Below are 26112 nucleotides of genomic sequence, written 5' to 3' on the forward strand. Positions count from 1 at the left end.
AAAAATGCATGGACGCCGTCCGCGCCGACGCGGGACACTCCGTTCCTGATCCGCTCGTACTCGCACAGTGACGAAACAAGCACTCTTCGTGTGCGGGCCGCCGTACGAGACCACAGGATGGGGATGGACGCGCCTACATCGCGCGAGGTTCCGCCGGGCAAAGGCCCCGTGATCCTCGCGCTTCGTTATTACGGACGGGAACTGGCCCGGCTCCGGTGGCTGACGCTGCCCGGGATGCTGTTGCCCGCGCTGGGAAACATCGGTCTCTACTACATCGCACCCCTGGTCGTCGCGAAGCTCGTCGGCCACATCGCGGGCGACACCGACACCACCGTCGGCGCCGCCCTGCCCTACCTCCTCGCCTTCGCCGGCGTGATGCTCCTCGCGGAGGCGCTGTGGCGCGTCGGCCTGCACTGTCTGAACCGCCTCGACGCCCGGGGCATCGAGAACCTGTACGTCATCGGCATGGACGAACTGTTCGCCAAGGACGCCGCGTTCTTCCACGACAACTTCGCCGGCTCGCTGACCAAGCGCGTCCTGAGCTTCGCCTCCCGCTTCGAGCAGTTCGTCGACACGATGACCTTCAACGTCGTGGCCAACTTCGTGCCGCTGATGTTCGGCGCGGTGGTCCTGTGGCGCTACGAACCGCTGCTCGTGGTCGGGCTGTTGGTGATGATCGCCGTGACCGCGCTGTGCGTGGCGCCCCTCATCCGCCGCCGCCAGAGGCTCGTCCGGCTGCGCGAGGAGGCCATCGCCCGCGTCTCGGGGCACGTCGCCGACAGCCTGATGAATATGGACACGGTCCGCGCCTTCGCCGCCGAGGACCGCGAGGCCGCCGAGCACCGCTCCCGCGTCGCGGAGTCCCGACGCCTCTCGCTCAGGTCCTGGGACTACGGCAATCTGCGCATCGACACCCTGGTCGCACCGCTGTCCGTACTGACCAACGTGCTGGGCCTGCTGCTCGCGGTCACGCTCGGCGGGGGCGGACAGGGCGTGGAGGCGGTGGTGGTCGCCTTCACCTACTACACCAACGCGACCCGGATCATGTTCGAGTTCAACCAGATCTACCGTCGGCTGGAGAGCGCGATGACGGAGGCCGCCCAGTTCACCGAACTGCTCCTGACCCCGCCCACCGTACTGGACCCGGTGGCGCCGGAACCACTGGCGCCCAGCGCCGCCGACGTCCGCTTCGACCGGGTGACCTTCGCGCACGCGGGCGCGGACCGGCTCTTCGACGACCTCGACCTGACCGTGCCCAGCGGGACGAAGGTCGGTCTCGTCGGCCGCTCCGGGGGAGGCAAGACCACGCTCTCCCGGCTGCTGCTGCGGATGACCGACATCGACGGCGGCCGCATCCTGATCGGGGGCCAGGACATCAGCAGGCTGCGCCAGGCGGACCTGCGCAGCCTGATCGCGTACGTGCCGCAGGACCCGGCGATGTTCCACCGCACCCTGCGCGACAACATCGCCTTCGCCCGCCCGGACGCCACCGAGGCCGAGATCCGCCGCGCCGCCGAGGCCGCCCACGTCACCGAGTTCGCCGACACGCTGCCCGACGGCTTCGACACCATGGTGGGCGAGCGTGGCATCAAGCTGTCCGGCGGTCAGCGCCAGCGGGTCGCGCTCGCGCGGGCGATCCTGCGGGACGCGCCGATCCTGCTGCTCGACGAGGCGACCAGCGCGCTGGACTCCGAGAGCGAGCTGCTGGTCCAGGAGGCGCTGTGGCGGCTCATGGAGAGGCGGACCGCGCTCGTGGTGGCGCATCGGCTGAGCACGGTCGCCGGCATGGACCGGCTCGTCGTCCTCGACCGCGGCCGGATCGTCGAGCAGGGCACCCACCAGGAACTGCTCGCCTCGGACGGCGCCTACGCCAAACTCTGGCAACACCAGTCGGGCGGCTTCCTCGACGACAGCTCCGAGCAGGCCGACCTGGTGTGAACGAGCGCCCGGCGGGCGGCGGCTAGGTGCCGAGGAGGACGGTCATCTCCACGGCCACGTCGTCGCCCGCCGCGAGGCCCTGCGGGGTGCGTACGGCCTTCTTCAGCGGCAGCAGATAGCCGCCGTCCTTGGGGAAGAGCGAGGTCTCGAAGGAGGTCCCGCCGATGCGGGCCGCGACCGGGACGACGCCCCAGCCGTAGGTGGCCATCGCGGCCACCTCGCGGATGTCGGCGGACTCCTCGTCCGGCACGACGACGAAGTAGTACGGCGCGGGACCGCGCCATTCGATCACCGGTCCGGCGAAGACGAGTCGCATGCGGTCAGTCTCCCCGATCGGGAACGGCGATGTCCCGGGTCACTCGGCCACCCATGTGAGGCCGTCCTCCGAGGCCACCAGACCACCGGGCCGGACCGGGGTCTCGTCCTCCAACGGACCGCCCAGGAGCCCCCGTTCCTGAAGGACCGTGCCCTCCCGGAACACCTGGCGGAAGGTGCTGGACTCGTAGAGCGGATTGCGCAGGCCGTCGGAGTCCGGGAGCCGGCCCACGGCCCGGTCGAAGTCCGAGGCGGCCTGCGCCAGCCGCACCCCCGCCCGTCCGTCGCCGCCGAGGGACGAGTCGCCGGAGGCCAGACCGCCGACCAGCTCCACGAACGACTCCAGCTCGGAGGTGCCCAGCCGGGTGACCTTGCGTGCCGTCCAGAAGTACGACCGCTCGTCCTGGTGCATGTCGTAGAAGGAGACCAGGAACTCGTGGAACAGGCCGTACTCGTGCCGGTAGCGGGTCTCGAACTCCTCGAACACGCGCTCCTCGTCCTGCGTCCCCGCGAGGCAGCTGTTCAGGGAGCGGGCCGCGAGCAGGGCGCCGTACGTGGCGAGATGGACGCCGGAGGACAGCACCGGGTCGACGAAGCAGGCCGCGTCGCCGACGAGGACCATGCCGGGCCGCCACAGCCGGGACTTCCAGTACGACCAGTCCTTGCGCACCCGCACCTGGTCGTACGGCGCCTCGGTGGCCCGGGGCACCCCGGTCAGGAGGTCGCGGACCTCGGGACAGGCGTCGATCAGGCGCCGCCAGGCGGCCACCGGATCACGCTGGATGTCGGCGGCGTTCTCCCGGCTGACCACCGCGCCCACGCTGGTGAGGTCGTCCCGGAGCGGGATGTACCAGAGCCAGCCCTCGTCGAAGGCGGCACAGAAGATGTTGCCGTCGTTCGGTGCAGGGAGGCGGGCGCCGCCGGCGAAGTAGCCGAACACCGCGATGTTGCGGAAGAAGTCGGAGTACGTCCGCTTCCCGCCGACCTCGCCGTGGATCCTGCTGCCGTTGCCGGAGGCGTCCACGACATACCGCGCCCGCGCCTCGCGCGGCTCCCCGTCGGCGCCGGCGTCCGTCCACTCGACGCCCCGGACGCGTTCCTCGTCGGCCAGTACGCCCTTGACGCGGCAGCCCTCCCGGACGTCCACGCCGAGGCGGCGGGCGTTGTCCAGGAGGATCTGGTCGAAGCGGGACCGCTCGACCTGGTAGGCGTACGAGGTCGGGTCGGCCAGTCGGGGGGAGAGCGCGAAGGAGAACTGCCACGGGTCCCGGTTCCGGCCCCACCGGAAGGTGCCGCCGCGCTTCGGCTTGAAGCCCGCCCGGGCGACCTCCTCCTCGACGCCCAGGATGCGGCACACGCCGTGCACGGTCGAGGGCAGCAGCGACTCACCGATCTGGTAGCGGGGGAACGTCTGCTGTTCCAGGAGGAGGACGCGGTGGCCCTTCAGGGCGACGGCCGACGCGACGGTCGAGCCGGCCGGACCGCCGCCCACGACCACGACGTCGAACTCCTCCGCCGTCTGCGCCGCTCGGTTCGGGGACGTCACTGCTCACCCTCCATGGTGGTCGGAGTGCCGATGGTCGTCAGAGTGCCGATCCAGGCGCGGACGGCCGCCGCCGTCTCCCCGGCGTGCTCCCGCAGGAACGAGAAGTGGTCGCCGGAGACGTCGACGCTGTCGTGGGCCGACGGCCAGGAGGTCCGCCACTCGTCCGGGCCCGCGCCCGCCGCCATCTCGGGGGTGGGCCGGGTGGCCCGCACCAGCAGGGTGGGCGTGGCGACCGGTTCCGGTTCCCAGTCGAGGAACATCCGGGTGTACGCGCCGAGCGCCGCCACGCCGGAGTCCTCGTCCCCGGTGAACCGGCCACCGCCCAGGCGCGGTGCGATGGCCGCGGGCAGGGACAGCAGCCAGTCCTTGTCGTTGTTGCGATCGTTGATGAGGTACGTGTCCAGGAGCACCTGTCCGACCGGGGCCCGCCCCTCGGTCTCCAGCCGCCGGGTCACGGCGTGGGCGACGGCGCCACCGGTGGAGGCGCCCATGACCACGAAGGGCCGGTCGCCGACGTGCCGGAGCACCGTCTCGGCGTGGACCCGGGCGAGCGTCCCGCGGTCGGCCGGCACGGCGGGGCCCGCGCCGATCCCGGGATGCGGGAGTTCGAGGACGTCCCACTCGCCGTCGAAGCAGCGGTGGAAGGCGGCGAACTCACCGCCCGGCGCGCCGAACGGCGGGTGGTGGCCGGTGAAGAACACCAGCACCGGCCCCTTCCCGGAACCGTGCGCGCGCCGCAGCGGCGGTAGCGCGTGCCTCGGGGCGTCCTCGGGGCCGAAGGTCGGCACCGCCCAGGACGCCGTGACCAGCATCTGCATCGCCGCGACGACCTGACCCGCCTCGCAGACGCGCCGGTAGAGGGCGGCCAGCGACTGCGCGGGCCGGATGTCGTCCGTCGGCGGGCCGGTCTTCCCGGAGGGCGGATCGGTCTCGTCAGTCGGCGGCCCGGTCTCCGCGGTCGGCGGGGCGGCCGGCAGGTCGTCGAGGAGCCCGAGGACATGACGGGCCAGATCCCGGGCCGTCGCGTGCTCGAAGATCACGGCGGCCGGCAGCCTGAGCCGCAGGGCCATGCTCAGCCGGTTGCGGACCTGGACCGCCATCAGCGAGTCGAAGCCCAGCTCGGCGAAGGACCTGCCCTCCGGCAGCGCGTCGGCGCCCGGGTGTCCCAGCACGGCCGCGACATCGCCGCGCATCAACTCCGCCAGCGCTTCCTCCCGTTCGGCCTCCGGCAGCCCGGCCAGCACCGTCCGCCAGGCCCCCGGCTCCCACGGCTGCTCGGCGTCGGAAGCCTCCGCGGGACGCGCGGCCGACGTGCCGGGGCCACCCGGCCCGACCAGTCCCCGCAAAAGCGGCGGCACCGCGTCGGCTTCGGCGCGGAGGCCGGTCCGGTCCAGCAGGACCGGCGCCAGCACGGGCTCGCCCGCGCGCAGCGCCGCGTCGAACAGCGCGAGCCCCTGCTCCACGGACAGGGGGCGCACCACCTCGGCCCGCCCCTTCGGCGGCCCGCCGGTCATCCCGCGGTGGGTGTCCCACGCCCCCCAGGCCATCGAGACCGCGGGCAACCCCAGCCGGGCGCGGTGACGGGCCAGGGAGTCCAGGAAGACGTTGGCCGCCGCGTAGGTGGCCTGCCCGGCGCGGCCCAGCAGCCCGGACACCGAGGAGAACAGCACGAACGCCGACAGATCCAGGTCCCGGGTCAGTTCGTGCAGATGCCAGGCCGCGTCCGCCTTGGGCCGCAGTACCGCGGCCAGACGCTCGGGCGTGAGCGTGGCCAGCACGCCGTCGTCGAGCACCCCGGCGCAGTGCACCACGGCGGTCAGGGCGGGCGCACAACCCTTGACCACCTCGGCAAGGGCGGCCCGGTCGGCCACGTCACAGGGCACGATCCGTACCTCGGCGCCCAACTCCTCCAGCGTTCCCCGCAGTTCCGTGGCGCCCGGCGCCGACGGACCCCGGCGTCCGGTGAGCAGCAGATGGCGTACGCCGTACGACGTGACGAGATGGCGTGCGATCTCCGCGCCCAGCGCACCGGTTCCGCCCGTGATCAGCACCGTGCCGTCCGGGCCGAAGGCGGGGGCGGCCGTGGTCGGCGCCGGGGCCGCCCCGGTCAGCCGCGGGGCCGTCAACCTCCCGGCACGTACGGACAGTTGTGGCTCACCGGTCGCCACCGCGGCCGGAAGGGCCCGCAGGGACTCCGGCCGCCCGTCGGTGTCGACCAGCAGGATCCGCCCGGGCGTCTCCGCCTGGGCCGCCCGTACCAGCCCCCACACCGCGGCCCCCGCCAGGTCGGGAGTGTCCGCGGTGGCGTCCCGGGTGACCACCAGCAGGCGCGCGCCGGCCGTCCGTGGATCGTCCTGCCAGTCCTGGAGCGCACCGAGCACACGAGCGGTCAACCGGTGCACGGCGGCCGGCGGACCGGGATCCGGGACCGGCGCGACGGCGGTGACGACCACGACAGCCGGCTCCGGGCCCGCCGAGCCCACCACGCCGGGAAGGGCCGGGCCGAGTCCCAGCTCGTCCGGACCGGCGAGCACCCACGGGCCCGCGTCCGCGCGGGTCGGCTCGACCGTCACCCAGTCCTCGCGGAACAGCGCGCGCCGCACCACGTCCGCCGCCGATCCGCCTGTGCCGACGGGGAGTTCACGCAACGTCAGGGATTCCACCCGCGCCACCGCACGACCCGCCCGGTCGGCGAGCGTCACGGACACGGTGTCCCTTCCGCTCGGCGTGACCCGCACCCGCACGTCCGACGCGCCCGTGGCGTACAGCCGCACACCGTTCCAGGCGAACGGCACCCGGACCGCGCCGGGTTCGGGTGCCGGTCCCGCGAGCTGCGGGGCGTGCAGTGCCGCGTCCAGCAGGGCCGGGTGGAGGCCGAACCGGTCGGCGGTCGCCGACTCCGCCTCCGGCAGGCGGACTTCGGCGAACAGGTCGTCGCCGCGCCGCCATACCGCCCGTACGCCCCGGAAGGCCGGCCCGTAGGCGAGGCCGCCGTCCGCGAGACCGTCGTAGGCGTCGGAGAGGTCGATCCGGGTCGCGCCCCGCGGTGGCCACGCCGTCAGGTCCGTCTCCGGGGGTACGGGTTGTGCGGGAGCCGGAGCGAGCGTGCCGGTTGCGTGCCGGGTCCAGCCCGGATCCGGGTCTGTTCCCGTGTCGGCGTTGGTCTTGGCGTCATCGGGGCGGGCGTAGATGTCGACCGGGCGGCGGCCGGTTCCGTCCGGGGCGCCCACCACGACCTGGACGCGGGCCGCGGAGGCCAGGGTGAGCGGGGCGAGGACCACGAGTTCGTCCAGTGCGCCGCAGCCCAGTTCACCGCCCGCCCGCAGGGCCAGCTCGACAAGGGCGGTCGCGGGGACGAGGACCGACCCGCCGACCACGTGATCGGCCAGCCAGGGGTGGGCCGAGGGGGAGAGCAGACCGGGGAACACGGTCCGGTCGGTGTCCGGGACCGCGAAGGCCGGGCCCAGCAGCGGGGTGTCCGACGCGCCCGCGGCCGGGAGGGGCGGGGCCTCCAGCCAGTAGCGCCGCCGCTGGAAGGCGTACGTCGGAAGGTCGACCCGGCGCGCCCCGGAGCCCGCGAACACGGCGGCCCAGTCGACATCGACCCCGTGCACATGGAGTCGGGCCACGGCGGACAGGAGGGACTCCGGTTCGCGCTCACCGCCGCGGATGGCCGCGGCGAGCACCGGAGCGTCGCCGTCCGGGCGGGTCAGGCAGTCCTCGGCCGCCGTCGTGAGCACGGGGCCGGGGCCGATCTCCAGGAATGCGGACACCCCCTGGTCGCCGAGCCGGCGCACCGCGTCGGCGAACCGCACCGTGCGGCGGGCGTGCCGTACCCAGTACTCCGGCGAACACAGCTCGTCGGCGTCGGCCGGGCGGCCCGTCACGGTCGACACCACCGGGATCCGCGGCGGCCGGAACACGAGCCCTTCGGCCACCCGGCGGAAGTCGTCGAGCACGGGCTCCACCAGCGGTGAGTGGAAGGCGTGCGAGACCCGCAGGCGTACGGCCCTGCGGCCCCGCGCCTCGAACGCGGCGGCCACGGTCAGGACCGCGTCCCGGGCGCCCGAGATCACCGTGGAGCGGGGGCCGTTGACCGAGGCGATCGCCACCCGGTCGGCGACCTCCGTGAGTGCGGTGGCGGCCTCCTCCTCCGTGGCGTGCAGGGCCACCATCGCCCCGCCCTCGGGAAGGGCGCGCATCAACCGGCCGCGCGCCGCGACGAGTTCCGCCGCGTCGGCCAGATCCAGCACTCCGGCGACATGGGCCGCCGCCAGTTCGCCCACCGAGTGGCCGACCAGGTGGTCGGGGCGCACTCCCCAGGACTCCAGCAGCCGGAACAGGGCCACCTCGAAGGCGAACAGACCGGCCTGGGCGAAGTCCGTACGGTCGAGCAGGGCGGCCCGAGGGGAACCCTCGGCGGCGGACAGCACCTGGCCGAGCGGCTGCTCCAGGTGCCCGTCCAGCTCCTGGCACACCTCGTCGAAGGCGGCGGCGAAAGCGGGGAACGCGGCGCGCAACTCGGCGCCCATACCGGCGCGTTGGGCGCCCTGGCCGGTGAAGAGGAAGGCGGTGCGGATACCGGGTTCCGCGACCGCCCGCACCACGCCGGCACCGTCCCGTCCCCCGGACAGCGCCTCCAGTGCCTCCAGCGCCGCCGGGAGCCGCGAGGGGTCGTCGCCCGCCGGCACCAGCGCGCGGTGGGTGAGCGCCGACCTCGACACCGCCAGCGAGAACCCCACATCGGCCGTCGACAGACCGGGTCGGGCCGCCAGATGGGCGGCCAGCCGCCGCGCCTGGGCGCGGAGGGCGGCTTCGTCGGCGCCGGAGAGCAGCCAAGGGGCGCCTGCGACGGCACTCGGTGCGGTCGTCCCGGTGTGCGGCCGAGCCGTTTCCGGGACGTCCGCCGGACCGTGGTGGAGCGGCGGTGCCTCCTCCAGGATCACATGCGCGTTCGTCCCGCTGATGCCGAACGCCGACACACCGGCCCGTCGCCGCCGGTCCGGTGAAGCCGGCCACGGGCGGGCCTCCGCCAGCAGTTCCACGTGTCCCGTGGACCAGTCGACGTGCGGGGTGGGGGTCTGCGCGTGCAGCGTCCGGGGGAGCTCCTCGTGCCGCAGGGCCTGCACCATCTTGATCACACCGGCGACCCCGGCGGCCGCCTGGGTGTGCCCCAGGTTGGACTTGACCGAGCCCAGCCACAGCGGTGGCCGGTCCGTGCCCCGGTCCTGCCCGTACGCGGCGAGCAGGGCACCGGCCTCCACGGGGTCGCCGAGCCGGGTGCCCGTGCCGTGCGCCTCGACCGCGTCCACGTCGTCCGCGCGCAGCCCGGCGTCGGCCAACGCCTGCGCGATCAGCCGCTGTTGGGCCTGGCCGTTGGGTGCCGACAGACCGTTGGAGGCCCCGTCGGAGTTGACGGCGGAGCCCCGCAGCACGGCCAGGACCGGGTGGCCGTGGCGCCGGGCGTCGGAGAGCCGCTCCAGCAGCACCAGGCCCACGCCCTCGCTCCAGGCGGTGCCGTCCGCCGACGCCGCGAACGACTTGCAGCGGCCGTCCGGGGAGAGACCGCGCTGACGGCTGAACACGGTGAACGGCTTCGGCGTCGACATCACCGTGACCCCGCCGGCCAGCGCGAGGGAGCACTCGCCGGAGCGCAGCGCCCGCACCGCCCAGTGCAGCGCCACCAGCGAGGAGGAGCACGCGGTGTCGAGCGTGATCGAGGGCCCGCGCAGGCCGTAGACGTAGGAGATCCGGCCGGAGGCCACGCTGCGGGCCGTGCCCAGGCCGAGGTGGGCCTCCAGGTCGTGCCGGGCGAAGCGGGCGGAGTAGTCGCTGTGCATCACGCCGACGAACACGCCGGTGTCGCTGTCCCGCAGGGTGCCCCGGTCGATGCCCGCCCGCTCCCAGACCTCCCACGAGGTCTCCAGTAGCAGCCGGTGCTGCGGGTCCATGGCCAGCGCCTCGCGCGGCGAGATGCCGAACAGGCCGGCGTCGAACTCCCCGGCCCGGTGCAGGAATCCGCCGTACCGGGTGTACGACGTGCCGGTCCGGTCCGGATCGGGGTGGTAGAGGCCGGCGAGGTCCCAGCCCCGGTCGGCCGGGAAGTCCGAGATGGTGTCGCGGCCCTCGGTGACCACCCGCCACAGGTCCTCGGGGGAGCCGACGTCACCGGGATAGCGGCAGCCCATGGCGACGATCACGATCGGGTCGTCCGGTTCCGTCGCCGCGGTGGAGCGGGCCGGAGCGTCGGACACCGGGGGAAACAGCAGGGAGTGCGTGTACCGGGCCAGTGCGGCCGGGGTCGGGTGGTCGAACACCAGCGTCGACGGCAGCCGCAGTCCGGTCGCCTCGCCCAGCCGCTCGATCAGCGTGACGGCACCCGTCGAGGTCAGCCCGAGATCGGTGAACGGGCTGTCGGCGTCGAGCCGTTGACCCAGGTCGCCGCCGCAGACCGCGGCCGTCTCGGTGAGTACCGCCTCGCGCAGCGCGCGTTCCCGTCCCTCGGGCGGCAGGGACAGCAGCCGTCGGCGCAGGGCCCCGTCGGCGGCCGTGGGGGAGGGGAGCGCCGGGCGGGCGGCGGTCACGGGCCGGGCGAGTCCCGGGACGACGGCGTGCCGGGCGATCTTGCCGGACGCCGTCCGTGGCACGGCCGCGATCTCGTGGATCTCGGCCGGCAGCTTGTACGCGGCCAGCCGGGTCCGGCACGCGGCCATGACCCGCTCCGGATCGATCCCCTCCGGTCCCGGGACGACGTAGGCCACGGGGACCTCGCCGAGCACCTCGTGCGGCCTGCCGACCACCACCGCGTCCCGCACGCCCGGAGAGCGCAGCAGGGCCTCCTCCACCTCCGTGGGGTGGATGTTCTCCCCGCCGCGGATGATCAGTTCGGCGACCCGGCCGGTGAGCACGAGATGGCCGTGCTCCACGCGCCGGCCCAGGTCCCCGGTCCGGTACCAGCCGTCCCGCAGCGCGGCCCGCGTCGCCTCGGGCTGCCGGTGGTACCCGCTCATCAGGCTCGGGCCCCGCACCCAGACCTCGCCCTCCGCCCCGTCGGCGGCGTCCTCGCCGGAACCCGGATCGACGAGCCGTACGTCCACCCCCGGCACCGGCGTCCCGCAGGACCCCTCGACCCGCGGCCCGTCCGGCCGGTTCACCGCGATCATCCCGCAGGTCTCGGTGCTGCCGTAGGCGTCCAGCAGCGGCGCGCCGAGCAGTTCCTCCACCGCCCGGCGCAAGGACGGCGCGCTCGGCGCACCCGCCACCAGACAGGTCCGCAGAGCCGGCGGGGTCGGGCCCTTTCCGGCCGAGGCCAGCACCTGGTGGTAGACGGCGGGCACCCCGGCCAGCACGGTGTAGGGACCCTCGTCGTGCGCGGCGCACAGCTCCCGCAACAGGCCCTCGGGCGGCAGGAGTTCGCCGGTGATCCGGGCACTCGCGCCCACGGCGGTGACGCCCAGGATCGCCAGCGAGTGTCCGAAACTGTGGAAGAGCGGGAGCGGCCAGAGCAGCCGGTCCTCGGCCGAGAGCCCGAAGATCGGGGCGTAGCAGGCCGCGACCGACCACAGGGCGGCGCGCTGGGTGGACAGCACGCCCTTGGGGCGGTGGGTGGTGCCCGAGGTGTAGAGCATCCAGGCCGGCTCGTCGAGGCCGAGGTCGTCCCGCGGTGCCTCGGCGGCCTCGCTCTCGGCCGCGTCACGGAACAGGACCGTTCCCCCGGGCGCGTCCGCCGGGACCGGTCCGGTGCCGGTGAGCAGGACGCGCACCGGGCGGGACCCCAGGAGGGGCAGGTGCGCCGGGTCGGTGACGACCACCGTGGCGCCGCTGTCGTCGAGGAAGTGGGCGAGTTCGGCTTCGGAGGACCGGGGGTTGAGGGGGACGCCGATCGCCCCCGCCCGGACGGCGGCGAGGACGCTCTCCACCATCTCCACGCGGTTGCCCAGACAGATCGCCACCCGGTCACCGCGCCGGACACCGGTGCCCGCCAGATACGCGGCCAGCCGGCCGGTGCGCCGCTCCAACTCGGCGTAGGTGACCCGCCGTACGTCGTCGGCGAAGGCCACCCGCGCGGGCGCCGCCGCGGCATGGGCCCGCAATAACTCGGCCAGCGGCCGGATCAGCCCCTCGTCCGTCATGTCTCCGCCCCTCTCGGGACGTGCCGCAGCACCCCCGACCCCGATTCCGCGTGCAGAACAACGAGGTCGAGCCTACGGCCGGCACCCCCGGAAGATCGAACATCTCAGCGACCGGCCGTGGCGGGCGGCCACCGCGAACCGGTCCGGAGTGATAGAAGCTCAGACATGACCAACTCGTACTCCGCCTCCCTGCCGGCAGGCCCGCGATGACCGCCGGTGTCGACACCCCCGACCGCCGCGGCCGCACCGGGCTCGACCGGACGGGCCTGGACCTGACCGGCAATCCGCGCGTCAAGGTGCGGGACGTACAACTGCTGTCCAGCCACTGGTACGTCGAGCGCGCCACCACCTTCGACTACCAGCACGCCGACGGCACCTGGAGAACCCAGCAGCGCGAGACCCACGACCGCGGCAACGGCGCCACCATGCTGCTCTACGACGCGGAACGCGAAACCGTCCTGCTCACCCGCCAGTTCCGCTTCCCGGTGTACGTCAACGGACACCCCGACGGCATGCTCGTCGAGACCCCGGGCGGACTCCTCGACGACGATGACGAGCACCCCGAGATCGCCGTACGCCGTGAGGTCGTCGAGGAGACCGGGCACACCATCGGCGAGGTCCGGCACGTCTTCGACGTCTACATGAGCCCGGGCTCGGTCACCGAACGGGTCAGCTTCTACGCCGCCGCCTACGGCCCCGCCACCCGCACCCACGAAGGGGGCGGCCTGGACGAGGAGGGCGAGGACATCGAGATCCTCGAACTGCCCTTCCGCCGGGCCCTGGAGATGATCCGCACCGGCGGGATCAACGACGCCAAGACCATCATGCTGCTCCAATGGGCGGCGCTGGAGGGGCCGTTCGCGCCGGGCGCGTGACATGCCTTGACTTGGAGAGCACTTCAACAAGAAGACTTCCGTTCGTGCCCCGAGTGCGGGCACGAACGGGAGGGACGACCATGAAGTACCGCACCATCGGCACCGCTGCGACCACCCGCCGCGAGGTCAGCGTCCTCGCCCTCGGCGCGATGCTGTTCGGCTCCCGGACGGACGAGAAGACCTCCTTCGCCGTGCTCGACCGCTATGTCGAGGCCGGCGGCACCTTCATCGACACCTCCGACAACTACGCCTTCTGGGAGGACGGCGGCCAGGGCGGCCAGAGCGAGGAACTCCTCGGGCGCTGGCGCAGGAGCCGGGGCGTCGGCGACGAGATCGTCATCGCCACCAAGCTCGGCGCCCGCCCCCTGGCCCCTGGCACCAGCTACACGGACAACGCCGAGGGCCTGTCGGCGAAGGTGATCCGCGAGTCCGCCGAACGCAGCCGGGAACGGCTCGGCGTGGACAGGCTGGACCTGTTGTACGCACACATCGAGGACCGCGGGGTCCCGCTGCGCGAGACCGTCGAGGGCTTCGCCGAACTCGTCGCCGAGGGCACGGTCGGACTGCTCGGCGCGAGCAATCACGCCGCCTGGCGGGTGGAACGGGCCCGCGCCCTCGCCGCCGCCGAGGGCCTGCCGGGCTACGAGGTGCTCCAGTACGCCCACAGCCATCTGCGGCCGCGCACCGACATCCCCGACGACCTCTTCCCCGACGGCAGCCTCGGACACGCGGGCGCCGACCTGCTCGGCTATCTGCGGGAGGAGCCCGGACTGACCCTGGTCGCCTACTCGCCGCTGCTCAAGGGCGCCTACACCCACCCGGACCGGCTGCCCGCGGACTTCGACCACCCGGGCACACCCGCCCGTCTGAAGGTGCTGCGCGAGGTGGCCGAGGAGACCGGCGCCACCGTCAACCAGGTCGTCCTGGCCTGGCAGTTGGGCGCCGACCTGCCGATCGTCCCGCTGGTCGGGGCGTCCTCGGTGGCCCAACTCGACGAGAGTCTGGCCGCGGTGGATCTGGAGCTGACGCCCGACCAGCGGGAACGGCTGGACGCGGCCCACTGACCGGCGGGCCGCTGATAATCTGACACGGCACCTTTCGTGAAGGGACGGCTCGATGACATCCGGCATGTTGCTCGGCATGGTCCTCGGCGACGTCCGCCCCCGTGCTTCGACGCGGGAGCGGTAGGCCCGACCCTCCTTCTCACGCTCCCGCTCCTCGTCGAAGCGCTCTTCGTGCCCTTGCACGTCCCTTCACGAGGAGTACGCCCGTGTCCGCCATCAGCTGGACCGAGGACCACACCACCCGCACCGCCCGTTGGCACTCCGAGAGCCAGAGCCCGCCGCCCCGGCGGACCGTCGTCGCCGACGACCGGCTGCGTGCCGCCACCGCCCACCGCCTGGCCCGCGAGGGCACGGCCCTGCTGTGGCGGGGCGACTACCAGGGCGCCCGCCAACTGCTCGCCGCCATGGGCCGCCGTGTCGATCGCGAGCCCCCGCGACCGGGCGACGGCCCGGCGGAGTCCTTCCACCTCTACCGCCGGGCCCGCGCGCACCGCGCCCGGGTCCTGGGCGGGCTGCTCGTCCTGCTGGACGACGGCCACACGCTGAACCTGCGCCGGGCACCCGACGTACGCCAGGCGTGCACCGCGGCCTACGGCCCCTGGTCCGGCCCGACGGTCGTCCCGCTGCGCGAACTGCTCGGCGTGCTCGGCGCCTGGCAGTGGCGGGTCAGGGGCGTGGAGGTACCGGCCCTCGGCGCCCGCGTCCACCCGCACTACGGCGTCTTCGCCCCCGTCCGGCGCGAGTACGTCGACCTCGTCGACCGGGCGCCCCTGCACGGCCGTACCGCGTTCGACCTGGGCACCGGTACGGGAGTGCTGGCGGCCGTGCTCGCCCGGCGCGGGGTGGAGCGCGTGGTCGCCACCGACATCGGTCCGCGCGCCCTGGTCTGCGCGCGCGAGAACCTTCACCGGCTCGGACTCGCCGGCCGCGTCGAGGTGACCGGTCCGGCCCTGTACCCCGTGGGCCGCGCCGACCTCGTCGTCTGCAACCCGCCGTGGCTGCCCGCCCGGCCCCACTCCGACCTGGAGTACGGCGTGTACGACCCGGACGCCGCCATGCTCCGCGGCTTCCTCGACGGTCTCGCCGCCCACCTCACCCCCGGCGGTGAGGGCTGGCTCGTCCTGTCCGACCTGGCCGAACGGCTCGGGCTCCGGACCCGGGACGATCTGCTCGCCCTGATCCGCGCGGCCGGCCTGCGGGTCGTGGACCGGCTCGACACCCGCCCACGGCATCCTCGGACCCGGGACACCGACGACCCGCTGCACGCCGCCCGCGCGGCCGAGGTCACCTCGCTGTGGCGCCTGGCCGTGCGGTGACCCCGTACGCGGGGACTCTCAGGGCCTGACCAGCAGCTGGAAGTCGAACGCGTACCGGGACGCGCGGTAGACGTGCGTCGCGTACTCGACCGGCCGGCCGGTGTCGTCGTAGGCCGTGCGCTGCATGGTCAGCAGCGCGGATCCCTCGCGCTCGTCGAGGAGCCGGGCCTCCTCGGCGGTGGCGCTGCGGGCGCCGATGGTCTGGCGGGCGCTGTGCAGGGTGACGCCGGCCGAACGCATCATCCGGTACAGGCCGGTCGACTCCAGCCGGGCCGTGTCGAGGTCGAGCAGGCCCGGGGGGAGGTAGTTGCACAGGAAGGCGACCGGCTGGCCGTGTGTGGAGCGCAGCCGCTCCAGACAGGTGACCTCGCCGCCCTCGGCGACCCCGAGGGCGGCCGCCACGTCGGCGGAGGCCGGAACGCCCTCGTTGCGCATCACCCGGGTCGCCGGTCCCTGCCCGGCCTCCTCCAGGTCGTCGTAGAGACTGCTCAGTTCCAGGGGGCGCTTGACCTGGCTGTGCACCACCTGCGTGCCCACCCCGCGCCGGCGGACCAGGAGCCCCTTGTCGACCAGGGACTGGATGGCCTGGCGGACGGTCGGCCGGGACAGGCCGAGCCGTACGGACAGGTCGATCTCGTTGCCCAGGAGGTTGCCCGGGGCGAGGACGCCGTGCTCGATGGCCGCCTCCAGCTGCTGGGCCAGCTGGTAGTACAGCGGCACCGGGCTGGCGCGGTCCAGGGCGAAGTCCAGGGAGCTCAGCGCGGGGGCGGGCACGGCACGTGAGGAATGGCCGGTCTTCGCCATGGAGGTACCTCCCTCGAAGGGTGGGGAGCGGGGGTCAGAGATGGTGACGCCGGGCGGCGACTTCCCGGTCGTAGTGCTCACGTGCCTGTACGGCCGCCTCACGGGACGCCACCTCGGCCACCGGCACGTCCCACCAGGCCTCGGCCGGGGGAGCGGCCGGGCCGGCGGTGTCGGTCTCGACGTAGACGCAGGTCGGGCGGTCGGCGGCGCGGGCCGTGGCCAGCGCCTCGCGCAGCTCGCGGACCGTCTTGGCGCGCAGGACGTCCATGCCGAGGCTGGCCGCGTTGGCGGCCAGGTCGACCGGGAGCGGGGCGCCGGTGAAGGTGCCGTCGGCGGCCCGGTAGCGGTACGCGGTACCGAAGCGCTCGCCGCCGACCGACTCCGAGAGGCCCCCGATGGAGGCGTAGCCGTGGTTCTGGATCAGGACCAGGTTGATCTGGAGGCCCTCCTGGACGGCGGTGACGATCTCCGTCGGCATCATCAGATACGTGCCGTCGCCGACCAGCGCCCACACGGGCGTGTCCGGGGTGGCCTGCTGGACGCCGATCGCGGCCGGGATCTCGTAGCCCATGCAGGAGTAGCCGTACTCCAGGTGGTACTGGCGCGGGCTGCGGGCCCGCCACAGCTTGTGCAGGTCGCCCGGGAGCGAGCCGGCCGCGTTGATCACCACGTCCTCGTCGCCCACGACCGCGTCCAGCGCGCCGAGCACCTGTGTCTGGGTCGGGACAGCGTTGTCGTCGGCGGCCTCGAAGGCGGCCTCGACGACCTGCTCCCAGCGTTCCTTGCCGGTGCCGTACTCCGTGACGTACGCGGGATCCACGCGATGGCCGGCCACGGCCGCGGTGAGCGCCTCAAGGCCCGCCCGCGCGTCGCAGACCAGGGTGCGGGCGGTCAGCTTGTGGGCGTCGAAGGCGGCGATGTTGAGGTTCAGGAAACGGACGTCGGGGTTCTGGAAAAGCGTGCCGGAGGCGGTGGTGAAGTCGGTGTAGCGCGTGCCCACGCCGATGACCAGGTCGGCGGTGCGGGCCAGGTCGTCGCAGACCGCGGTGCCGGTGTGGCCGATGCCGCCGAGGTCGGCGGGGTGGTCGTGGCGCAGGGAGCCCTTGCCGGCCTGGGTGGAGGCGACCGGGATGCCAGTGGCGTCCACCAGCGCCTTCAGCGCCTCCTCGGCCTTGCTGTGGTGGACCCCGCCGCCCGCGACGATCAGGGGGCGCGCGGCGGCCCGGATCGCGCGTACGGCCTCGGCCAGCTCGACCGGATCGGGCGCGGGACGCCGTACGTGCCACACGCGCTCCGCGAAGAACTCCTCGGGCCAGTCGTACGCCTCCGCCTGCACGTCCTGCGGCAGGGCGAGGGTGACGGCGCCGGTCTCGGCCGGGTCGGCGAGGACCCGCATGGCCTGGAGGGCGGACGGGATCAGCGCCTCGGGCCGGGTGATCCGGTCGAAGTACCGCGACACCGGGCGCAGGGTGTCGTTGACGGACACGTCCGCCTCGGTGGGGTGCTCCAGTTGCTGGAGCAGTGGGTCGGCGGGGCGGGTGGCGAAGGAGTCGCCGGGCAGCAGCAGGACCGGCAGGCGGTTGATCGTCGCGAGCGCCGCGCCGGTGACCAGGTTGGTGGCGCCGGGTCCGATGGACGTCGTCACGGCCTGCGCGGAGAGCCGGTCGAGCTGCCGGGCGTAGCCCACCGCCGCGTGCACCATGGCCTGCTCGTTGCGGCCCTGGTGGAACGGCATCGCGTCCTCGCCGACCTCCACGAGCGCCTGCCCGATGCCCGCCACGTTGCCGTGGCCGAAGATGCCCCAGGTACCGGCGATCAGCCGCTGCCGGACGCCGTCCCGCTCGGTGTGCTGGACGGACAGGAACCGCACCAGCGCCTGGGCGACGGTCAGGCGGGCGGTCGGGGGGTGGCTCATCGGGGACCTCACTGGGAAAGGGGTGTGCGCAAAGGGGGCGTCGGGTGGTCAGGGGGTCGTGCTCGGCTGTGGGGTCTGTGCGAGGAGGTCCTCGATCTCCGCCGCGGTCGGCATCCCCGTGGACTCGGCGGGCCGGGAGGCCATCAGGGCACCGGCCGCGTGGGCGTACCGCGCGAGGCGTTCCGCCTCCCAGCCGGACAGCAGCCCGTGGCACAGCGCGCCCCCGAAAGCGTCCCCCGCGTCCGGGGCGTCGGCCACCTCGGCGGTCACGGACGGGATCTCGGTCGCCGTTCCGTCGCGGTGCACGGCGAGCACGCCCCCGGGCCGTTTCACCAGGGCGAGTTCCACGCCCGCGGCGAGCAACGCCTCGGCGCACGCGCGGGGTTCACGGACCCCGGTGGCGATCTCGCACGCGTCGAGGTCGCCGACCGCGACCGTCGCGTGCCGCACGGCCTCCGCGTAGTAGGGCCGGGCCTCCTCCGGGCTCACCCAGCAGGCGGGGCGCCAGTCGAGGTCGAACACCGTCGTGCCCGTCCGGCCGCGGGCCTTGAGGGCGGCCAGGGTGGCCGAGCGGGTCGGTTCCGCGCTGAGTCCGGAGCCGGTGATCCAGAGGATCCGGGCCGCGCGGACCGCGAAGTAGTCGAGTGCGTCGGTCGTCGACTCCGACGCGGTCACCCATCGGTCGTCCACGCCGGACGCGGTGAGGGTCTGGTGGAGATACGTGCCGAAGGGATCCGCGCCCGTCCGGGTGATCACGGCGGTGGAGCGGCCGAGCCGGGCGGCGGCCACCGCCACGTTGGCGGCCGAGCCGCCGAGGGAGCCGTTGAAGCCCCCTACCTGCGGCGACGGGGTGCCGGACCGGGGCGGGTAGAGATCAACTCCGATACGGCCCATACTGATCACGTCGTAGTGCTGGACTGACTCGGCCATGCGCGACGCTCCTCGATCCGACCTCGGGGGTGCAGGCCCTTCGGGCCTGCCGCTTCCCAAGGTGTAGGACTCGAAGGGCAACCCTGTCAATAGTTTGTACTTACATTCGGACCTGCTTGTGAAATGATGTCTTAACAAAGTATTGACAGTGGCGGCGGCAAGGGATTGGATCCCGTGCCAAGCGAACCGTGCATGCGGTACATGACCCGGACCTTTCGGAGCCCGGGCCCCGGATCCCCGTGATCCCACCCCCTTTATCCCGTCGTTCTTTCTCGTTCGCACAGTGAGGTGCCGGTAAGATGGACCGCTCTTCTCACCCCCGCTCCCGCCGACTCGTCCCGGTGGTGGCCCTGGCCGCGGCGGCGGCCCTGACCCTGGCCGGCTGCTCCAGCGGCTCGGGCGGCAAGAAAGCCGAGGAGAGCGCGGACGGCGCCTCCGCGGGCAAGGCCACCACTCCCCGGATGACGGTCGCGCTGGTCACCCACCAGGCCGCCGGTGACACCTTCTGGGACATCGTCCGCAAGGGCGCCGAGGCCGCCGCGGCCAAGGACAACATCAAGCTGATCTACTCCAACGACCCGAACGCGGGCAACCAGGCCAACCTGGTCCAGAACGCGATCGACCAGAAGGTCGACGGCATCGCGATCACGCTCGCCAAGCCGGACGCCATGAAGGACGTCGTCAGCAAGGCGAAGGCCGCGAACATACCGGTCGTCGGCCTCAACTCCGGGGTGAGCGACTGGCAGAAGCTCGGTCTGATGGAGTTCTTCGGCCAGGACGAGACGGTGGCGGGCGAGGCGCTCGGCAAGCGGCTGAACGAGGACGGCGCGAAGAACGCCGTCTGTGTCATCCAGGAGCAGGGCAACATCGGTCTCACCCAGCGCTGCGACGGTGTGGAGAAGACCTTCACCGGCAAGCTCCAGACGCTGTTCGTCAACGGCACCGACATGCCGTCCGTGAAGTCGACGATCACCGCCAAGCTCACCCAGGACAAGTCCATCGACCACGTCGTCACGCTGGGCGCGCCCTTCGCCATGACCGCGGTGCAGTCGGTGTCCGAGGCGGGCAGCAAGGCCAAGATCGCTACCTTCGACCTCAACAAGGAACTGACCGGCGCCATCTCGGCCGGGACGATCGAGTTCGCGGTGGACCAGCAGCCCTACCTCCAGGGCTACCTGGCCGTCGACTCCCTGTGGCTCTACAAGAACAACGGCAACTACAGCGGTGGCGGCGAGCAGCCCGTGCTGACCGGTCCGGCGTTCGTGGACAAGACGAACGTGGAGACGATCGCCAAGTTCGCCGCGAAGGGCACCCGGTGATGAGTATGACCCAGCACGCCGAGCCGGCGGTGACCACACCGCCGGCCCCCGGCCGCAAGGAGTCCGACGGCCGGACCGCCCAACGCCCCCTCGCACTGCGCCTGTTGGCCCGCCCCGAGGTCGGTGTCTTCCTCGGCGCGGCAGCCGTGTACGTGTTCTTCCTGATCGCCGCCCCGCCGGTGCGCGACGGCAGCTCCATGGCCACCGTCCTCTACCAGGCCTCCACGCTGGGCATCATGACGCTGCCGGTCGCCCTGCTGATGATCGGCGGCGAGTTCGACCTGTCGTCCGGTGTCGCGGTGCTCACCTCGGCGCTCACCGCGTCCATGACCACCTATCAGCTCACCCTGAACGTATGGATGGGCGTGATCGTCGCCCTGATCGTGTCGCTGGCGGTCGGGTTCTTCAACGGCTGGATGGTCGTCAAGACCGGTCTGCCCAGCTTCCTGGTCACCCTCGGCACCTTCCTGATCCTCCAGGGCGCCAACCTCGCGGTGACCAAGCTGGTGACCACCAACGTGGCCACCGACGACATCAGCGACATGGACGGCTTCGACCAGGCCAAGAAGATCTTCGCGTCGTCCTTCGACATCGGCGGCGTCCAGGTCAAGATCACCGTCTTCTACTGGCTGGTCTTCGCCGCGCTCGCCACCTGGGTGCTGCTGCGCACCAAGTACGGCAACTGGATCTTCGCCGTCGGCGGCAACAAGGAGTCCGCGCGGGCCGTCGGTGTCCCGGTCACCTTCACCAAGATCTCGCTGTTCATGCTGGTCGGCCTGGGCGCCTGGTTCGTCGGCATGCACCAGCTGTTCACCTTCAACACCGTCCAGTCCGGCGAGGGCGTCGGCCAGGAGCTCATCTACATCGCGGGTGCGGTGATCGGCGGCTGTCTGCTGACCGGCGGCTACGGCTCGGCGATCGGTCCGGTCTTCGGTGCCTTCATGTTCGGCATGGTCAACCAGGGCATCGTGTTCGCCGGCTGGAACCCCGACTGGTTCAAGGCCTTCCTCGGCGTGATGCTGCTGGGCGCCGTTCTGATCAATCTGTGGGTCCGCCAGTCGGCGACCCGGAGGTGACACCCATGACTTCCACCCCTGAGACCGGCACGCACGGCGCCATCGTGACCGACACCGCCCCCGAGTCCTCGGACGGCGCGATCGTCGAACTGCGCGGCGCCGGCAAGTCCTACGGCAACATCCGCGCCCTGCACGGCGTCGACCTCAAGGTCCACGCCGGCCAGGTCACCTGTGTGCTGGGTGACAACGGCGCCGGCAAGTCCACCCTGATCAAGATCATCTCCGGGCTGCACCAGCACACCGAGGGCGACTTCCTCGTCGACGGTGCCCCGGTGCGGTTCACCACACCGCGTGAGGCCCTGGACAAGGGCATCGCCACGGTCTACCAGGACCTGGCCGTGGTCCCGCTGATGCCGGTGTGGCGCAACTTCTTCCTCGGCTCCGAGATGACCAAGGGCCCCTGGCCGGTCCGTCGTCTGGACATCGAGGCGATGAAGAAGACCGCGGACACCGAACTGCGCAACATGGGCATCGTCCTGGACGACCTGGAACAGCCCATCGGCACGCTGTCCGGCGGCCAGCGCCAGTGCGTGGCGATCGCCCGCGCCGTCTACTTCGGCGCCCGCGTCCTCATCCTGGACGAGCCGACCGCCGCCCTCGGTGTCAAGCAGTCCGGTGTGGTGCTGAAGTACATCGCCGCCGCCCGCGAGCGCGGTCTGGGCGTCATCTTCATCACCCACAACCCGCACCACGCCTACATGGTCGGCGACCACTTCAGCGTGCTGCGCCTGGGCACCATGGAGCTGTCCGCCTCGCGGGCCGAGGTGAGCCTGGAGGAGCTGACCAACCACATGGCCGGCGGCAGCGAACTGGCCGCGCTCAAGCACGAGTTGAGCCAGGTCAGTGGCGTCGACGTCGAGGAGCTCCCCGAGGAGAAGGACCTCACCGCACCGGTGGCGTCCGCTCCCGAGGGGAAGGCCTGAGATGGCGGCCTCCCTCGACCGCATCCGGATCGGTTCCGCGCCCGACTCCTGGGGGGTGTGGTTCCCGGACGATCCGGTACAGGTGCCCTGGGAACGCTTCCTGGACGAGGTCGCCGAGGCCGGATACCCGTGGATCGAGCTGGGTCCGTACGGCTATCTGCCGACCGACCCGGCCCGGCTCACCGACGAGGTGTCCCGGCGGAACCTCTCGGTCTCGGCGGGCACGGTCTTCACCGGGCTGCACCGCGGTCCCGCGGTCTGGGAGGCCACCTGGGAACACGTCGGCCAGGTCGCCGCGCTCACCCAGGCGATGGGAGCGAAGCACCTCGTCGTCATCCCCTCGTTCTGGCGGGACGACAAGACCGCCGAGATCCTGGAGCCGCCGGAGCTGACCGGCGAGCAGTGGGGCCATCTCACCCGGGGCATGGAGCGGTTGGGCCACCAGGTCAAGGAGACCTACGGCCTCGACATCGTGGTCCACCCGCACGCCGACACCCACATCGACACCGAGGCCCACGTCGAGCGGTTCCTCGACTCGACCGACTCCGACCTGGTCAACCTCTGTCTGGACACCGGGCACTACGCCTACTGCGGCGGCGACAGCGTCAAGCTCATCGAGACGTACGGCGAACGCATCGGCTATCTGCACCTCAAGCAGGTCGACCCGGAGATCCTGGCCGACGTCGTCAAGAACGAGGTGCCGTTCGGGCCCGCCGTGCAGCGCGGCGTGATGTGCGAACCGCCGTCCGGTGTACCGGAGTTGGAACCGGTGCTGGTGGCGGCGCAGAAGCTCGGCGTGGAGCTGTTCGCCATCGTCGAGCAGGACATGTATCCGTGCGAGCCGGACAAGCCGCTGCCCATCGCGGTCCGTACCCGCGCCTTCCTGAGGTCCTGCGGCGCCTGAAGGGACGACCATGACCGGGAAAGGAACCCTCGGCGTCGCCGTCATCGGCGCGGGCCGGATGGGTGCCGACCATGTCCGACGGATCCACGAGGTCACCAGCGGGGCTCGGGTGGCCGCCGTGGTGGACGTCGACGCGGAGCGCGCCAAGGCCGTGGCCGCCCGCGTCGGCGGCGCCTCGGTCCACACCGACCCGGCGGCCGCCATGGCCGCCGCCGACGTCGACGCCGTCCTGATCGCCTCACCGGGCCCCGCCCACGAGGCCACCCTGCTCGCGGCCTTCGAGCGGGACCTGCCGGTGCTGTGCGAGAAACCGCTCACCCCCGACGCGGCGTCCGCGCTGCGGGTCCTGGAGGCCGAGCGCGAACTCGGCCGGCGCCGGGTCCAGGTCGGCTTCATGCGGCGCTACGACGCCGAGTACGCCAAGCTCAAGGCCCTCCTGGGAACAGGGCAGTTGGGCCGCCCGCTGATGCTGCACAACCGGCACCGCAACGTGGCCAGCCCGCCCTTCTTCACCAGCTCCATGCTCATCAGCGACTCCGTGGCCCACGAGGCCGACGTGACCCGCTGGCTGCTCGGCCACGAGATCACCGCCGTCACCGTGCTGCGGCCGACCCCGTCCGCGAACGCGCCGGACGACCTCCAGGACCCGCAGTTCGTCGTCTTCGAGACCGACGGCGGCGCGGTCGTCGACGTCGAGATCTTCGTCAACTGCGGTTTCGGCTACCAGGTCCAGGCCGAGATCGTCTGCGAACGCGGCACCGCCCGCCTCGGCGACGGCCACGCCCTGGTCACCAACATGGCCGGCCGCTGGGGCGGCACCATCGCCCAGGACTACACCGAACGCTTCGCCGACGCCTACGACCGCGAGATCCAGGCCTGGGTGGACGCCACCCGCGACGACCGCGTCACCGGCCCGAGCATCTGGGACGGCTACGCCGCGGCGACGGTCTGCGAGGCGGGGGTACGGGCGCTGGAGGAGGGGGGCCGGGTGGAGGTGGAGCTCGTGGAACGGCCCGCGATGTACGGGTGATTGCCGCAAGGCGTGGCCGGAATTCCTGAACCCTTTCACTTGACATGCCGGAGCCCTACGCTCTGGAGGCGGGTTCCGAGGGCCGGACCCGCCTCTCGTACCAGCAGGGGGAGCATTGGACGTAGCGACGCTGGCCCTGTTGGGGGCGGCGGGAGGTGCGCTGCGCGGAGTCCTCGACGTCTACATCCGGTTCCTCGACTGGCACCGGGACCGGCGTGTCCACCTCCGATTACCGACAGGGCAAGAGGGCGGACCTCCCGGATTCCGGAGCTACTTCGACCCTGTCGGCGATCCTGTCGCGGCTGTGGTGCACAGTGCCATGGGTGCCGGAGCGGCAGTACTCCTGGGTACCACGGGACAGATCAGTGGGGCGTACGCTGCTGTCGTCGTAGGGATGTCGGCGCCGGTGATCCTCACTCAACTGGGTCGCGCGCAAACAGTCGGTGAGGCTCTCGCGACCGTGGCACCGGCAGAGGCAGGGGCCCAGCAGGGGCCGACCGAGGTGGCGCCCCAGCCGTCGGCATCCGGGCAGCCGACGGAACACGCTCCCGCTCAACCCGCGGATCCGGCCGGCGGGTCGCCCCTGCACTCTGCTCAGCTCGCTCCCCCGGTTGCCGTTCGTCCTCCCGGCCCGCACCTGGTCCAACCCGTCGCCTTGGACGGCGAAGGGCCCCAGGCGGACGTGCGGGCAGGGGGCCGCCCTGTGGAACCCGGTCAGGCGCTTCCCAACGGTCGGCCGCTGGATCCGGCGAGTGGCTCGAACCGCGGGGTCGGCAGCCGTGACGCTCCGCCCATGGCTCAAGGGCCCACCGGCGCAGAGGAGGGGACGGGATGACCGAACGAACATCCGTGGCTCGGCGCATCGCCGCGGGCGTCCTCGGCAGCGGCCGCCCCGGACGCAGGGCGCCCACGGTGGAGGAGCAACGCCGCCTTCCCCTGAAACGTCGAATCCTGGCGTCTGTTCTGGGGATCCGCGTCCGTCCGTCCGTACCTCGTGTCTACGCGAGGGATGCCGCGGAAGTCCGCGCGACCTCGGCGATGACGCCACCCCTTGAGCGACGGGCAACCGCGCCACGCCGCAATGATTTTTCCGAGTACGCACCCGAACCGCTGCCGAGGCCGTCGTCGACCCGTCGGCCGACGCCAACGCGGACGGCCCCCGCGGACTGGGGTTCCGTTCCGCAGCATCTGCTGAGTGAGGACCGTCAGGAATACGAGCGGATCCTCGATGAGGCGCTGCGCTCCGCACCACACCGCCCGGAACTGGCCGCTGTCGGCCAGCGGCTCAACCCGGAACAGCTGCGCACCATGGCGCTCAACGCCACCCCGCTCATCACGGCGGCCGCGGCGACCGAGTACCAGCACTACGTGAAGGTCCGCGAGGAACTGCGCCATCCGGCGCCGTCCACCCCGTCGTCCTCGCGCGAGTCCGGCTCCGCGGAGCCGGCCACCGGCGCGATGGGGCTCGCCACCACCATGGGAGAGGTCGCCGAGACCGCCGGCGCGGGCGCCGTCGCCGTCGTCGCGGTGCTGGCTCCCGTCCTGGCCGGAACCGCAGCGGCGATCTTCCTGCTCGTGGGCTTCATCCTGAAGATGCTCAATCCCGAGCCGGCCTTCGCCCAGACCGTGCTCACCATCGGATGGGTGTTCGGCGCCATGACCGCGGCCGCGATCCTCGTCGCCGCCGTCGGTCTGCTCCTCACCGCCCTGCGCAACGGCCCCTCGCTCGAAGCCGGTCCCTACGGCGAGTTGAACGCGGAGGTGACCCGGGCCAGGGACGCCTGGCGCGAGGCCCTGCTGGAGCGCGGCATCCTGCCGTTCCTGCGCGAGGCCCTGGCCGACCCGAGTGGCGCATTGCGGCACACCGCGTCGACCAGCCGGACTCCGGGACTCGGGTACGGCCGCCCCGGTTTCAGCAGTCCGGAAGGAGGGCCTTCCGGACCACGCCCCAGTTTCACCGGTCCGGATTACGCCAGCCCGGACTTCGGCGGTCCCGACGAACGCGAGTGACCCGGCGGGCACGGA

The 26112-nt window shown here is 72.5% G+C and carries 16 protein-coding genes; 10 read left to right on the forward strand and 6 right to left on the reverse strand.

The features are described 5' to 3' along the window. The first annotated feature begins 123 nt into the window (after positions 1 to 123). Positions 124 to 1938 (forward strand): ABC transporter ATP-binding protein, encoded by a 1815-nt coding sequence (locus K4B79_RS35110; protein WP_232031408.1) that lies wholly within the window; start codon positions 124 to 126, stop codon positions 1936 to 1938. A gap of 22 nt (positions 1939 to 1960) precedes the next feature. On the opposite strand, the gene K4B79_RS35115 is transcribed toward K4B79_RS35110, so the two are convergent. The 3 genes from K4B79_RS35115 to K4B79_RS35125 are packed head-to-tail and all read right to left on the reverse strand — an operon-like array spanning position 1961 to position 11931. Beyond that, positions 1961 to 2254: a DUF1905 domain-containing protein gene (locus K4B79_RS35115; protein ID WP_232031409.1), complete on the reverse strand. Its 294-nt coding sequence runs from the start codon at positions 2252 to 2254 to the stop codon at positions 1961 to 1963. 39 nt (positions 2255 to 2293) lie between these two features. Continuing rightward, the gene (locus K4B79_RS35120) at positions 2294 to 3799 is read right to left on the reverse strand and encodes a tryptophan 7-halogenase (RefSeq protein WP_232031410.1); all 1506 of its coding nucleotides are present in this window, start codon (positions 3797 to 3799) and stop codon (positions 2294 to 2296) included. Continuing rightward, positions 3796 to 11931: a type I polyketide synthase gene (locus K4B79_RS35125; RefSeq protein WP_232031411.1), complete on the reverse strand. Its 8136-nt coding sequence runs from the start codon at positions 11929 to 11931 to the stop codon at positions 3796 to 3798. The genes K4B79_RS35120 and K4B79_RS35125 overlap by 4 nt, the downstream gene beginning before the upstream one ends. Before the next feature lie 206 nt (positions 11932 to 12137). Between K4B79_RS35125 and K4B79_RS35130 the strand changes: the two genes are divergently transcribed. The 3 genes from K4B79_RS35130 (at position 12138) to K4B79_RS35140 (ending at position 15186) form a co-directional block, all read left to right on the forward strand. After that, on the forward strand, positions 12138 to 12806 hold the full coding sequence (locus tag K4B79_RS35130) for an NUDIX domain-containing protein (protein WP_232031413.1): 669 nt from the start codon (positions 12138 to 12140) through the stop codon (positions 12804 to 12806). A gap of 80 nt (positions 12807 to 12886) precedes the next feature. Beyond that, positions 12887 to 13870, forward strand: coding sequence for an aldo/keto reductase (locus K4B79_RS35135; protein ID WP_232031414.1), 984 nt, complete (start codon positions 12887 to 12889; stop codon positions 13868 to 13870). Between the two features lie 206 nt (positions 13871 to 14076). Then, positions 14077 to 15186, forward strand: a complete 1110-nt coding sequence (locus K4B79_RS35140; RefSeq protein WP_232031416.1) for a methyltransferase — start codon at positions 14077 to 14079, stop codon at positions 15184 to 15186. An 18-nt stretch (positions 15187 to 15204) separates the two neighbouring features. Here the strand turns inward: K4B79_RS35140 and K4B79_RS35145 are convergent, their stop codons facing one another. From K4B79_RS35145 to K4B79_RS35155, 3 genes are read right to left on the reverse strand one after another with little or no spacing between them, the layout of a single operon-like run. After that, a complete protein-coding gene (locus K4B79_RS35145; RefSeq protein ID WP_232031418.1) occupies positions 15205 to 15990 on the reverse strand; it encodes a GntR family transcriptional regulator in 786 nt (261 codons plus the stop codon). Between the two features lie 34 nt (positions 15991 to 16024). Further along, positions 16025 to 17905, reverse strand: coding sequence for a 3D-(3,5/4)-trihydroxycyclohexane-1,2-dione acylhydrolase (decyclizing) (gene iolD / locus K4B79_RS35150; protein ID WP_232031419.1), 1881 nt, complete (start codon positions 17903 to 17905; stop codon positions 16025 to 16027). 48 nt (positions 17906 to 17953) lie between these two features. Beyond that, positions 17954 to 18835, reverse strand: a complete 882-nt coding sequence (locus K4B79_RS35155) for a PfkB family carbohydrate kinase (protein WP_232031420.1) — start codon at positions 18833 to 18835, stop codon at positions 17954 to 17956. Between the two features lie 299 nt (positions 18836 to 19134). On the opposite strand from K4B79_RS35155, the gene K4B79_RS35160 reads away from it, so the two are divergent. The 6 genes from K4B79_RS35160 (at position 19135) to K4B79_RS35185 (ending at position 26097) form a co-directional block, all read left to right on the forward strand. After that, positions 19135 to 20154, forward strand: a complete 1020-nt coding sequence (locus tag K4B79_RS35160; protein WP_232031421.1) for a sugar ABC transporter substrate-binding protein — start codon at positions 19135 to 19137, stop codon at positions 20152 to 20154. Then, positions 20154 to 21230 (forward strand): ABC transporter permease, encoded by a 1077-nt coding sequence (locus K4B79_RS35165; RefSeq protein ID WP_232031422.1) that lies wholly within the window; start codon positions 20154 to 20156, stop codon positions 21228 to 21230. The genes K4B79_RS35160 and K4B79_RS35165 overlap by 1 nt, the downstream gene beginning before the upstream one ends. 5 nt (positions 21231 to 21235) lie before the next feature. Next, entirely contained in the window at positions 21236 to 22153 is a 918-nt protein-coding gene (locus K4B79_RS35170) for an ATP-binding cassette domain-containing protein (RefSeq protein ID WP_232031423.1), read from the forward strand. Between the two features lies 1 nt (position 22154). Next, positions 22155 to 23057, forward strand: a complete 903-nt coding sequence (locus tag K4B79_RS35175) for a sugar phosphate isomerase/epimerase family protein (RefSeq protein WP_232031424.1) — start codon at positions 22155 to 22157, stop codon at positions 23055 to 23057. A gap of 10 nt (positions 23058 to 23067) precedes the next feature. Continuing rightward, positions 23068 to 24087 carry a Gfo/Idh/MocA family protein gene (locus K4B79_RS35180; RefSeq protein WP_232031425.1) on the forward strand — a complete coding sequence of 340 codons (1020 nt, stop codon included), beginning with the start codon at positions 23068 to 23070 and terminating at the stop codon, positions 24085 to 24087. A 1188-nt stretch (positions 24088 to 25275) separates the two neighbouring features. Next, entirely contained in the window at positions 25276 to 26097 is an 822-nt protein-coding gene (locus K4B79_RS35185) for a hypothetical protein (protein ID WP_232031536.1), read from the forward strand. Positions 26098 to 26112: the final 15 nt, after the last annotated feature.

This window comes from Streptomyces lincolnensis, assembly GCF_021173675.1.
Lineage (GTDB): Bacteria > Actinomycetota > Actinomycetes > Streptomycetales > Streptomycetaceae > Streptomyces > Streptomyces lincolnensis_B.